This is a genomic window from Paenibacillus sp. FSL E2-0151 (genome assembly GCF_037993015.1).
Taxonomy (GTDB): Bacteria; Bacillota; Bacilli; order Paenibacillales; family Paenibacillaceae; genus Paenibacillus; species Paenibacillus amylolyticus.
Map to the genome: position 1 here is coordinate 6,147,141 of NZ_CP150308.1, position 13,093 is coordinate 6,160,233.

Annotated in this window: 8 protein-coding genes; 1 reads left to right on the plus strand and 7 read right to left on the minus strand. The window is 44.5% G+C overall.

The window, feature by feature from the left end; genetic code table 11:
* Positions 1-976: 976 nt before the first annotated feature.
* From glmS to ppc, 7 genes are all read right to left on the minus strand, one after another.
* The gene (glmS, locus tag MHI55_RS27290; RefSeq protein ID WP_036668148.1) at positions 977-2,809 is read right to left on the minus strand and encodes a glutamine--fructose-6-phosphate transaminase (isomerizing); all 1,833 of its coding nucleotides are present in this window, start codon (positions 2,807-2,809) and stop codon (positions 977-979) included.
* Positions 2,810-3,557: 748 nt separating this feature from the next.
* Entirely contained in the window at positions 3,558-4,898 is a 1,341-nt protein-coding gene (gene glmM / locus MHI55_RS27295; protein ID WP_340387697.1) for a phosphoglucosamine mutase, read from the minus strand.
* Positions 4,899-4,971: 73 nt separating this feature from the next.
* Positions 4,972-6,465, minus strand: coding sequence for a CdaR family protein (locus tag MHI55_RS27300; RefSeq protein ID WP_340387699.1), 1,494 nt, complete (start codon positions 6,463-6,465; stop codon positions 4,972-4,974).
* Positions 6,458-7,294 (minus strand): diadenylate cyclase CdaA, encoded by an 837-nt coding sequence (gene cdaA, locus MHI55_RS27305; RefSeq protein ID WP_017692119.1) that lies wholly within the window; start codon positions 7,292-7,294, stop codon positions 6,458-6,460. Before cdaA ends, MHI55_RS27300 begins: the two co-directional genes overlap by 8 nt.
* 315 nt (positions 7,295-7,609) lie before the next feature.
* On the minus strand, positions 7,610-8,224 hold the full coding sequence (locus MHI55_RS27310; protein WP_036614042.1) for a zf-HC2 domain-containing protein: 615 nt from the start codon (positions 8,222-8,224) through the stop codon (positions 7,610-7,612).
* A 136-nt stretch (positions 8,225-8,360) separates the two neighbouring features.
* Entirely contained in the window at positions 8,361-8,927 is a 567-nt protein-coding gene (sigW, locus tag MHI55_RS27315) for an RNA polymerase sigma factor SigW (RefSeq protein WP_036614044.1), read from the minus strand.
* 260 nt (positions 8,928-9,187) lie between these two features.
* Entirely contained in the window at positions 9,188-11,980 is a 2,793-nt protein-coding gene (gene ppc, locus MHI55_RS27320; protein ID WP_036668150.1) for a phosphoenolpyruvate carboxylase, read from the minus strand.
* A 575-nt stretch (positions 11,981-12,555) separates the two neighbouring features.
* Here ppc and MHI55_RS27325 point away from each other — a divergent pair.
* A complete protein-coding gene (locus MHI55_RS27325; RefSeq protein ID WP_340387701.1) occupies positions 12,556-12,903 on the plus strand; it encodes a WGxxGxxG family protein in 348 nt (115 codons plus the stop codon).
* Positions 12,904-13,093: the final 190 nt, after the last annotated feature.

The following is a 13,093-nucleotide window of genomic DNA, read 5'->3' on the forward strand; positions in this document are numbered from 1 at the left end:
GGAATAAGACCTAGGTTGAATTATATCAAAATTTACAAGAATGTATAGTGAAATTTTTGTTAAATATAGTCATTATATTGTTAAATTTGGTTCATAAAACATTATGTGTTAACATTTTTCGTTAAAAAGAGCGAATGTAGAAGAAACGTTGGGAATGATTTGACATCAATCGAGGAATTCGACGAGTGTTGACATTCAGTCATTTAACAGGTAAATTTGGTACATATTCCCTTTAAATATTCTTTGCCGGTGTTCCGATTCCTTGCACTTTGTAATAACTTAACATGATTACCTGACCAATTTCTGAAAGCCTGGCTGGAAACTGGCCACAGCGTCCACACGGATGGTAGCCGACATCGTTTTGTATCACGCCTTCTTCTCTACGCCTCTGTTAGAGTAAAGGGTAAATATATTCTGCTCCTCCTCATCAAACCGTAGGTGAGGTTTTCCCTTATACGCTTTCCGATGTCCTTCACTCATTTACATGCAGATTACAATCGCGTTCTGAGTCCGAATTGAACGGTCAATAATTTTACTTCGCGTAATAAGCTTCTTCATCGAGCGCATTGTTGCTTCTTGGCATACCATTTTGTGAGTTGCTGAAAGATGTACCCGTCACGTTCAGTCATCTTCCTTTACCATTCAAATGATCTTTTATGCCCGATCCGCATCCTTCTTGGGGATATATTTGCACTTACGAGTTGCGAATGTTAAGGACTCTCTTTAAGAAATTGATTACATTCGTGCACGAAGAATATTTCAATGTGAGAATTACAAAAAGTACTCTTCCTAAGGTGCTCTATAATCTGGTGGATTTTCGTTCAATGACTGACCGCAATTTACAATGCAAAAACACAAATAAGGTGGTTCTAATATTCAGAACCACCCTCCTGAAACATCAAAAAAGTCCTGATGACTTAGAGTCATCAGGACCATTATTTTGTCCATACTTTATTAGTTTACTGAATTCCTTACCTTACTCAACCGTTACACTTTTCGCCAGGTTACGTGGTTTATCTACATCATGACCCAGTGCCAGGGAAGCATAGTATGCCAGCAATTGCAGCGCAACTACAGACAAAGCAGGGCTAAGCAGTGGCAGCGTCTTAGGAATCGCAAACGCTTGGTCTACGGATTTCAGCAATGGTGCTACGTGCTCTTCATACGTAATTGCCAATACATCTGCGCCACGTGCTTTTACTTCCTTAATGTTGCTCACTGTTTTCTCAAGTACGTTCTCCTGCGTTGCCAGGGCAATAACAGGGATACCGTCTTCGATCAATGCAAGCGTACCATGTTTCAACTCACCCGCAGCATACGCCTCGGAGTGAATATAAGAGATCTCTTTCAGCTTCAAAGATCCTTCTTGAGCTACTGCATAGTCAAGACCACGGCCAATGAAGAAGAGATGTTCATGTTTGGAGATTTGCTCTGCATATCCTTTGATTGCTTCCGCTTGCTCCAACATGGATTCCACTTGCTCAGGCAATGCTTGCATTGCTGCCAGCGTGTGTTCAATCTCTTCTGCAGATTGAGTACCACGAACTTGTGCAAGGTACAGACCAAGCAAGTTAAACGCGATCAATTGCGAAGTATACGCTTTGGTAGAAGCTACTGCAATTTCAGGACCTGCCAATGTTGCGATAACATCATCTGCATCACGTGCAATGGAGCTGCCCACTACGTTTGTGATTGCCAGTACATGTGCACCATTGGATTGTGCTTCACGCAATGCAGCAAGCGTATCGGCAGTTTCACCGGATTGGCTCACTACAATTACAAGTGTATCTTTGTGCACGATTGGGGAACGGTAACGGTACTCGGAAGCCACATCTGTTTCAACCGGAATACGTACCAATTGCTCAATCACTGTACGTCCAACCAGACCTGCATGGTACGCTGTACCACATGCAATGATTTGAACGTTACGGATATTTTTAATTTGTTCTTCAGTCATTTTCAACTCAGGAAGTTGAACTTTTTTGCCTTCATTATCGATGCGACCCAGCATAGTATCACGATATGCTTTTGGTTGCTCATGAATTTCTTTCAGCATGAAGTGCTCAAATCCGCCTTTTTCTGCGGTTACAGCATCCCAATCGACACGAATCATTTCCCGAGAAATAAAGTTGCCTTCAATCGTCATCAATTCGACAGCATCATGTGTCAATACAGCCATTTCGCCATCATTCAGAATGTACACGTTACGTGTATGTTCCAGAATTGCCGGGATGTCGGAACCAATGAAGTTCTCGCCTTCACCAATACCAATAATCAATGGGCTTGCTTGACGCACTGCTACGAGTTTCTCTGGCTCATGCTCTGTCAATACACCCAGTGCAAATGCGCCACGCAACAACGTGATCACTTTTTGAACTGTTTTGACGATATCACCATTGTATTCACGTGCGATCAAGTGAGAGATAACCTCAGTATCTGTCTCGGAAGTGAACGTGTGACCTTGAGCCATCAATTCGTCCTTCAGATCCAGGTAGTTCTCAATAATACCGTTATGCACAACAGAGAACTTCTGGCTTCCATCTGTGTGTGGATGAGAGTTCTCATCCGATGGTTTACCATGAGTTGCCCAACGTGTGTGTCCGATTCCGGCATTACCTACCAGTGGTGCACCATCCAGCTTGGCTTCAAGGTTCGCAAGACGCCCAAGAGCTTTCGTGATTTGCAGACCTTCCGGTGTGAATACTGCGATACCTGCAGAATCATAACCACGATACTCGAGTTTCTTCAATCCTTCAACCAATACCGACTGAGTGTTCTTATTACCAATATATCCAACAATACCGCACATAATTTATTTCCTCCGTTTGTATATGAATACTGTGTCACGAAGAGAAACAGGCAGAGGCGGCATATCGGAAAAATGAGTGATTGCCTAGCGTTTCATGAATACTTGGTACTTATTCAATTATCAATGATCAGAGCGACCTCGTGTCGCCCCGCTGTCATCATAAGCTGTAATGAATGCAATCATGAATGTACATCATTTTCCCGTCCGCGTACTGTTTACGCTCTTCACGCACATTCATTTGAATTTTAGTTTAACTCTTGCACCTGCACCGGCGCGTTGTGTGGACAGTCACCTATCCATTTTCCGCAATCCGGTTTACGGCTCTGGTGCTTCACCGGGAGGTCCCCGCCGAACAATCCGAACACCTCCACCTCGTCAGCTTGATTGCCGTTGATCTTAATCAGCGTTCTTCAACCTAGAAGAAATCCTGATCAACATCATCCCGCGCAACTCCAAGCTCTGGCGCTTGTATAACTGTAACCTTACGTTCCTCACTTTCTGTGTCTGAATGACGACTCCACTCATTATATGCACGTCAGGTCCATTTTGCAATGGAGCAAAGTACCTGTGACAATTTTAGCATATTTACCTACAATCCCGACCGGATAAACAGACCTATGGTCTCATCAGGCCGGGACGCAGGAATATCCATGCATAAGTCCTAAATCATGTTATATTAAGCCTCATTCTACACAACAATTCACTTAAGAAAACCTTATGCAGAAGGTATCTCTTACATCTTCCAGTCCTATACCAGCTCTTTTTGCACCACATCTGCGATTTGAGACACAAATTGTTCAAGTTCGTCTTTATCTGGTCCTTCCGCCATAACACGGATCAGAGATTCAGTACCTGAAGCACGAACGAGTACACGTCCATTATCCCCGAGTTGTTGTTCTACTGTAGCAATAGCTTGCTCGATTGCAGCATTACCCTCGTATTTGCTCTTATCTTCAACACGCACATTCACCAATACTTGTGGGTACTGGGTCATTAGCGCTTTTAGTTCACTCAGTTTTTTACCGGAAGCCTTGAGCGTATCCACGAGTTGAATCGCAGTCAGCATACCGTCTCCAGTTGTATTGTAATCCAGGAAAATAACATGGCCAGATTGTTCTCCACCCAAGTTGTAACCGCCGCGACGCATTTCCTCCATCACATAACGATCACCTACTGCCGTTTTAGCTGTTTTCAGTGCAAGTTTCTCTGTTGCTTTGTAGAATCCGATGTTACTCATAACGGTCGATACAACAGTACTGTCCTTCAACTTGCCTGCACGATTCATCGCATCACCACAGATACACAGAATGAAGTCTCCATCCACCTCAGCGCCTGTCTCATCAATAGCAATCAGACGATCTGCATCCCCGTCAAAAGCAAGACCCAGATCTGCTTTATGTTTGAGCACTTCTTGTTTCAGGTTCTCTGGATGAGTTGATCCACATTGCTCATTAATATTCAGGCCGTTAGGCTCAGCGCCAATGGCAATGACTTCTGCACCTAGTTCACTGAACAATTTTGGTGCCAGTTCATAAGCTGCTCCGTTTGCACAGTCCAAAACAATTTTAAGTCCAGAGAACGATTCATTTACAGTCGTTTTCAGGAAATCAAGATAATGATAACGGGATTCTTCATCTGTCGTTACAGTACCCAGCCCGCCACCAACTGGCCGTGGCAATTGATCTGTCTCCGCATCCATCAGTTCTTCAATCCGGTTCTCTGTTTCATCAGACAGCTTGAAGCCATCTCCACCAAAGAACTTGATTCCGTTATCCTCAACCGGATTGTGGGAAGCCGAGATCATCACGCCCGCGTCAGCTTTCAACAAACGTGCAATATACGCCACTCCCGGAGTGGATACAACGCCCAGACGGATCACATCAGCGCCAATGGACAACAGACCTGCAACCAGTGCGGATTCCAACATCAATCCCGAGATACGAGTATCCATGCCGATAACCACTTTTGGTCTTTCCACACCACCTGCAAGCACGTAACCACCACAACGTCCAATGCTGTAAGCCAGCTCTGCCGTTAACTCTTTATTGGCAACCCCTCTTACACCGTCTGTACCAAAATATTTCCCCATGATTTAACTCCTTCTATTCGCATCATATACGAGCACTATTATTATTTTTTTGAGAATTTTAAAATTAGAACGTTTACGGATTCGCGCCACTTTTACTGCCAGTACCGCTGTTATTATTATTTAAATTACCTCGACTGCTTGTGCTCCCCTGTTGGCCCTGATCCTGAGTATCCGTATTCGATTCCGTTTCTTCTTCACCAGGAACAGGCTCTGTTTCCCCATTTTCAACCTCTGCTGGTGTTGGGTCAGGTGCTACCGTTCCCTCGTCCGTCGGTTCTTCGCCAGGAGTGGTCGTGGTATCTTCAGCCTTTTCGCTAATTTTGACCGTCGCACTCAATGCAGTGGATGATTCATCCAGTTTGGCATAACGGGGCAGGTCGGCTTCAAGCTTGATCTCATGCGTTCCGACCGCAAGTCCAGCAAGATCCCCGGTTAACGTGAGATCATCACTACTCAGACCCTCAAGCATACTTGCTGAGCCTGTAAGTGTGAGGTTCAGACCGCCGCTTCGAGGCGTAACCAGCGTCCCTTCCAGTCCATTCCCCGCACCGGTAAGTGTGATGGGGACGTTCGGAAAGACTTTGGTTGTCTCCTCTGCCTCGTCAAATGGTGATATGGTTACCTTGATCTGAATCGAACTAGGCTCGATTTTCTCAAAACCGGAAGGCGGCGTCAAGTCCACGTTAACTGTCGATGTACCCGACTGATCAAACTGTGTAAGATCAAGGGTTACTTGGTCGTAGGACTGTATACCTGCAAGCGCATCCTCTGATCCATAAACCGAGACTTCTTTCACGTTTGGCTCTACCGTGGAGAGTACCAGGCCTTCCGGAAGCTGTCCCGAATATTTGATTCTTAAGGGTACAGATGTATAGGGCTGATTGACCGGAACTCGGACTTCAACCGTTTGAGGCGTTATAATCGCATTTTCAAGGACCTTGCCTTCAGCATCGTATGCTTGAAGCTTCACTTTTTTCTGTATGACATCTTCCTTGGCATCTTTCACGCTCACACTGCCCTGGACCTTCGCTACAGCCTCGAGTTGCCCTTCGGGCAGAGTTACCTTAACCGGCGTCGAAGGTTCAGTTACGGGCGTTCCAGCGCTGTATCCGGCAGATGGTTCCCCTTCGGGTACAATATTCACATTGAAGGATTTGGTGCCCAATTTTTCTACGTTCACCGTAACCATTGAAGGTTCCATGCTGACCACTTCTACCCCGGAAGGCAAATCAGGTACAAGTGGCAGTGTATTGGACCCATCTTTCACCTGACTCAGATCAACCAGTACCTTGTAATCGTCATTCGTAAAAATCGATGTTAGCATCGAGCGCTGTCCTTTGATCTCCAGCCGGACCTCATCCGTACTTAATGAAGTAAGCACATAGCTGTTGCTATCTAATCCATAAGGTTGAACAGGCACCGTACGTTCCACAACCTTGTTGGTTGTCCCTGTTGTAATCGTAGGGGTGGTTGGTACTTCATCCAGATGAATCATGAACCAGAGCAGCAGGCTCACCGCAAGCGCAAGTATTTTGGCAAAGTTATTATTGTTAAACCACTTATCCATTGTTACGTCCTCCCTTCCGTTTCCAGAAGGTTGTCCAGCCATTCTTTTTAAGATTGGATGTTGGGCGCAATTCCTCATACAGTTTGGCAATCAGCGATTCTTCCTTAATATCACGAACGACCTGTCCATTCATTGCAAGTGACACTTGTCCAGTCTCCTCGGAGACAACCAAACAGATCGCATCTGCAACTTCGGTAATCCCGATCGCTGCACGGTGACGTGTTCCCAATTCCTTACTGATAAAAGGATTCTCTGATAATGGCAAATAACAAGCTGCCGCCGAAATCTGTTTTCCCTGTATAATAACGGCTCCATCATGGAGCGGTGTATTTGGAATAAAGATGTTAATCATCAGCTCCGAGCTGACCAGAGAGTGCATCTTAATGCCCGATTCCGTGTAATCGTTCAGACCTGTTTCACGTTCAAATACGACCAAAGCGCCAATTTTACGCCGTGACAAATAATTAACTGACTTAATAATCTCACCAATTAACACGGTTAGTTCTTCATCACTCGCTGCCGCTGAACGTCCAAACAGCTTACCGCGTCCCAATTGCTCCAGACCACGACGTAGTTCCGGCTGAAAGATAATGAAGACCGCAACGACACCAAACGTAAACATCTGGTTCATTAACCATTTGAGCGTATACAAGTTTAGCCACGTACTTAATGCCCAGATCAGCACAAGGAACAGAATCCCTTTTAGGAGCTGAACCGCACGTGTCCCCCGCACAAGCAAAATCAGTTTGTACATAATATAGGTAACGATCAATATATCGATAACGTCCTTAATGGACTCTGTCCACGTTAAGTCAGCAAAATAATTCATAAGCCAGCCCCCGCTATCCCCATTGATGAGTAAACCCTGATCTCATATTAACCCATTAGGATTTTATATAATCCTTTGTCTCCGCATTTTTGCATTATTTGATTTGTGCAAAATGCTTATCTATATGTAGTAGTATGTTCTCTTTAGTATCTAGGTTATAACGTTAACGTTCAGGTTGCAAGTTACGGCAGTCTCAAACTGCACATAAACATCACATTTACCATGAATTACAAAGTTTGCGTATAAAAAAAGAGTACCCCATGCAATCTGGAGGTACCCTGCTTGGTATATACCATTGAAGAATTTTACCCTGTTCTAGCGATAAGCCACTTCATTTACCATATTGGTTATTTTGTACCAGAACCAGTCCAGCGCCTGATCAATACTTTTCACCTGACCTGAAATATGCGCCGTTGAAGCCTGAAACAGTTGTCCGTCGATAACCGTCAGATTGCCGTTCACATCACCATATACTTGTGCGGTTCCATTTTCTATCGTAAGATCGCCAGCAATTGACTTACCTTCAGGAACAATAACCGTGTTACCCTGAATCACGATCTGGTCCAGATTATTTCCCTTAACAACCATTTCGTTATTCTGATTCCAGAAATTCAAGGCGCTAAAGAGCATCACGACCAAAAAGAAGGCTGCCGCCGTCAGCGCGGGATGTCCTTTGACCCATTTGAGCCATGCTTGCTGTCTCTTGGGCTGGGGCAGAGCATTCATAATTCGATTGGTCAGCTCATCAGAGGCAGACGGTGAATAGTGTTTCATGGCAAAGAGTAACATTTCCGTCTGTTCCAACTCTTTAAAGCGCATGCGACAATCCGGACAGATCACAAGGTGACTTTTCAGTTCAACCTTCTGGGCCGGGGACAACGACTCATCCAAACATTCATGCATTAAAGAGACGGCCGAGTTGCAATCCATATGAGAGCCAATCCTTTCTTAAATCACTTAGTCCATGTGCCATTAAAAAGCACGCATAAGACTTGCATACATTACATACGCATCCGTTTCGGATATGTTTCAAATAATTTCGCCCATATTTAAAGGCGCTTAACATTTATAACTTATACTCCAATTTTTTACGTAGAAAATCACGGCCCCGATGAACGCGTGTCTTGATCGTTGTTACGGGCATACCTGTCACATCACTGATTTCCTGTAGCGACAAGTCCTGTAAATATCTCAGAATCATAACGGACTTATACTTGGCTGGCAAACTGTCAATGGCCTCACGAATGAGTGTCTGCGTTTCTGACAGGAGAGCTTCACTCTCCGGTGTACGATCATCACTCGGGAGCATCGCATAACCATCAGATCCTTCCTGATCATTCAGTTCAGCATCCAATGAGTATGAAGGTTTCTTTCTGCGCAGTCGGTCAATACACAGATTCGTTGCGATCCGGTAGATCCAGGTTGAGAACTTCTGGTTCGGATCGTACTTCTCCATATTACGAAACACACGCAAAAACGTCTCCTGCACAACGTCTTCAGCTTCATGACGATTGTTCAGCATCCGGTATGCCAAATGAAATAGCTTGTCCTTATATAGTTCAACGATTTCTGCAAAGGCTCTCTGGTCGCCCTTGAGCACCAGTTTAATAAGCCTATTCTCCAAATTGTCCACCCTTATTCCCCCAGACATGCTGATGGGTCTTCCGTCTTCTGATACCCGTCCACACTTGTAATTCACCAATCAAATCGTAAATCAACTTTGGTCAAAAATCAAGACTGTATGACAAATATCCGCCAAAAACAGTAAAAACGGGAACTCCCGCAGGAGTCCCGTTTCATCTCTTACTCCGTAGAGCAGAGAATAGAGCTTTTTAGTTAACAAAGTAATGGGTACTTTGTTACATATAATCATCATTCACAACAAATTGATAATCAACCTGTATTACGAAGTCCTGCAGCGATTCCATTGATTGTCAGCAACACTTCTCTAAGCAGTTCCGTATCATCCTCACCACGTTCACGCATATCTCTGAGCTCGCTCAGAAGTTGAACCTGCATGTAGGATAACGGATCCACATAAGGGTTACGAAGGCGGATGGATTCTTGAATAACCGGTACATCATCCAGAATTTCAGCTTCTCCGGTAATTTTCAGAATCAGCTCTTTTGTGAGCTTGAATTCGGCTTCAATCTGACCGTAGATGCGATCACGGGCTTCCTTGTTCGAAGTCATGGCTGAATATTCTTTGGCAATGACCAGATCAGCCTTGGCTACGGCCATCTGTACCGTATCAATTAATGTACGGAAGAATGGGAAGCTTGCATACATTTCTTTCAGGACAACCAGATTTTCCTCTTTATCCTGATAGTAACTTTGCAATCCTGTTCCTGCCGCATACCATGCCGGAAGCAGATAACGACTTTGAGTCCAGGCGAATACCCAAGGGATCGCTCTCAGATCTTCAAACTTATCGCTATTTTTACGCTTGGATGGACGAGAACCAATATTCAGCTCACCAACCTCCGGAAGCGGCGTTGATTCTTTGAAGAAGGTGAAGAAGTCTGGATCACGGAAAATCAGATCCTGATATTTCGTCAGAGATACTTCCGAAATCTCTTTGATGATGCTGTCCCAATGACGTTCGGATGCTGACTCTTGCGGCTCAAGCCCATTAAGTGCTGCTGTGATTAGAGCCGAAGTTGCCTGCTCCAGACTGCGGTATGCAATCCCCTGAAGGGAATAACGGGAAGAAATAACCTCTCCCTGCTCCGTAATCTTGATGCCCCCACCAATCGTATGTGGTGGTTGAGCAAGAATACTGCGGTTGAGTGGCATGCCGCCACGTCCAAGAGCCCCGCCACGTCCATGGAAGAACTTCAGCTTAACGCCGTGTTCATTACCTACAGCCGTGATGGCATTCATTGCTACACGCAATTCCCAGTTGGCTGTAACCACGCCGCCATCCTTGTTACTATCTGAATAACCAAGCATGATTTCATGCAGTTCATTCCGTCCTTTTACGCTTGCGCGGTATACAGGAAGGTTGAACAGCTTCTGCATAATGTCCGAAGCCGCATGTAGATCATCAATCGTTTCAAACAGCGGTACCGCTTGAAGTGTAGATACAACGTCACCGTTGTGACCTTTGGTGAATAAGCCCACTTCCTTGGCAAATACCATAACCTCCAGCAAATCACTTGCGCCCTGCGTCATACTGATCAGGTAACTTGTGATACAGCCGTTCCCAAATTCGTTCTGGGCACGCTTAATGGTACGGAAGACTTCCAGACACTCTTTGGTTCCCTCCGTGTATTGGTGATAAGGAGAAGTAAGCGGACGTGGATCATCCAGCAAACGAGCAAGCAGATCGATTTTACCGTCTTCAGTCAGACGCGCATAATCTTCTACAATGTTCATTTTCGCCAAAATCTCCGACATCGCATTTTCATGTTCCTTACTGTGCTGACGCACATCCAATGCTGCGGTATGGAAACCAAACAACTCGACTTGACGAATCATTTTGCGAATGGTCGTATCTGCTACGTAATCGGCAAAATGATGGCGCAGACTTCGATCAATAATCATCAGTTCATCAATCAAATCCTGTGCGCTATGATAACGGTCAGGCTGACCTAATTTGTTTTCATCCAGTACATTGTTCAGCTTGGCAATCATATAAGCCAATTTGATGCGGTATGGCTCTTTTTCATTCCGCCAGATATCCACTTTTTTCAATGTAACAGAATTACGATCCTGCTCAATCGACTGCACCAGCTCATCCGATACATGAATGATGTTTGTGCTGAAGCTGAGATGGCCCATAAGTTCAATCATAATCCGTTGGTATTCACGCAAAGCAAGCTTGCGTTGCATCAACAGTGTCTGCCATGTTACATCTGAAGTTACCGAAGGATTTCCATCCCGGTCTCCACCGATCCAGGAACCGAACCGCAAATACGTCGGCACATGCCAGTCATGGTCAGGATAAAATTTGTTCAGGCAGCGTTCCAGCTCCTGATATACATCCGGAAGTACGTGGAACAACGTTTCATGAAAGTAATACATCCCGTTCCGCACTTCATCAAGCACAGTCGGTTTGCGGTCGCGAAGTTCATCTGTCTGCCAGAGTGTAATAACCTCATTCAGCAGCTTCTCACGCAACTGTTCACGTTCACGCAACGTCAGCGTAGGATTATCAAGTGACATGACATCTTCGGATATCCGTTTATGGATGTCCAGAATAACCCGGCGCATAGCTTCGGTTGGGTGAGCTGTCATAACGAGTTCCAACGACAAATCGTCGAGAATCTCTTCCACCTCTGTATGAGACAGTCCACGTTCCTTAAGATCCTGTACTGCTTTCTCAATCGATCCTGGCTGCACAGCGTCCCCAGCAGAACGTTCATAATCCCGTTTACGCCGGATCCGATGGTTTTGTTCAGCAATATTAACTAATTGAAAATAAATAGCGAAAGCCCGAATAACCTGGTGACGATTGTCCGAGTCTAATTCCTGGATCATCGTTTTGAACTCTGCATAGAGTTCTGGCAGAAATTCTGCACGTAACGATTTGCTCGTTTCCCGAATCTTCTCAACGATATCTAGAAGCTCCGTGCCGCCTTGATGGACAAGAACTTCTCCGAGTATATTGCCCAGGAACCGCACGTCTCGCCGAAGCAGGTTGTTGGATTGGCTTTTGCTGGCGGTTACCATAGTTTCAGTCATGCTTATCCTCCCATCTGATCGTTCCATTCGTACACGTAAATTTGACACCTTCATAACATCATACAATAAAATGGTACGAAAATCTTTATTTTTCTACTAGAAAAAATGGGGATTATCCCCGATTTACAGCACAAAAACACGCTTTTTTATTCATTTTCTTGTTCTGCTTCAATTAATGGTCATATACTGTCGCATGATACCTTTTTCACGTACTTTAGATAAATCAAAAGTCTCATACCTATTCTTAAAAACTCATAAATATACAGTTCTTTTAGATATGATCCCATGTACCTGATATTAAGGTTAAACCGCATAATTTCATTGTTTGAGAACAGATGATATACAAAGAAACATGACCGGCAAAGCAAGCTTTTGTATACTTTACCACAGTGACGCAATAAATTAAAGATGTAATTATAATTTTCTTCCCACTACAGTCTGCTTACTAGGCAAGTTTTATGTATGTTGTTATTCAATTGGACTAAAAGGTATATTTTAACAGACTATTTCTACATATTGTACTTGTCTTCTTGGGCAGATTAATCTGTAGCTCTTACTAAAAAGGAGGAATCCACATGATGAAGAAAGGTACAACAATTATTGCTTCCGTGCTTCTGGTGGCCGCGATGGCTGGCCCTGTTGCTGCTGATGGTCATATGTCCAAAGGAATGGATACAACCGGCTCACGTGTCCGGTCTTATCAGGACACCAACTACATGGACCGCACAAACACTAATTCCAACATGAATATGAACATGGATGGAAACTACCGCAACAATGGTGACTATCGTACCAACAATGTTCGGGCAAACGCCACAACAACCGACCGTGACAACGGCATGGATTGGGGCTGGCTTGGTTTGCTTGGACTGCTTGGATTAGCGGGTATGCGTAAAAGAGTGACGGATCACAACGAACGTTAAATTGTGCTCACGTCACGTTACAATAGCTGCTACGTCTTAGAAGCAGCTCGTCCACAGAGATAAACAGAAGAGCCAAGACCCCTTTACTATTGAAATAGGGAGGTCTTGGCTCTTTTTTTAAATAAACCTGTACTGTTCCTTACATAAAATATTATATAAAATAACTGCTAACTCTTACGTTAATAAAAAT

Excerpts from the sequence above, each read along its gene's own strand:
- glmS (WP_036668148.1), bottom strand. The coding sequence starts at position 2,809 with ATGTGCGGTATTGTTGGATATATTGGTAATAAGAACACTCAGTCGGTA.
- glmM (WP_340387697.1), bottom strand. The coding sequence starts at position 4,898 with ATGGGGAAATATTTTGGTACAGACGGTGTAAGAGGGGTTGCCAATAAA.
- MHI55_RS27300 (WP_340387699.1), bottom strand. The coding sequence starts at position 6,465 with ATGGATAAGTGGTTTAACAATAATAACTTTGCCAAAATACTTGCGCTT.
- cdaA (WP_017692119.1), bottom strand. The coding sequence starts at position 7,294 with ATGAATTATTTTGCTGACTTAACGTGGACAGAGTCCATTAAGGACGTT.
- MHI55_RS27310 (WP_036614042.1), bottom strand. The coding sequence starts at position 8,224 with ATGGATTGCAACTCGGCCGTCTCTTTAATGCATGAATGTTTGGATGAG.
- ppc (WP_036668150.1), bottom strand. The coding sequence starts at position 11,980 with ATGACTGAAACTATGGTAACCGCCAGCAAAAGCCAATCCAACAACCTG.
- MHI55_RS27325 (WP_340387701.1), top strand. The coding sequence starts at position 12,556 with ATGATGAAGAAAGGTACAACAATTATTGCTTCCGTGCTTCTGGTGGCC.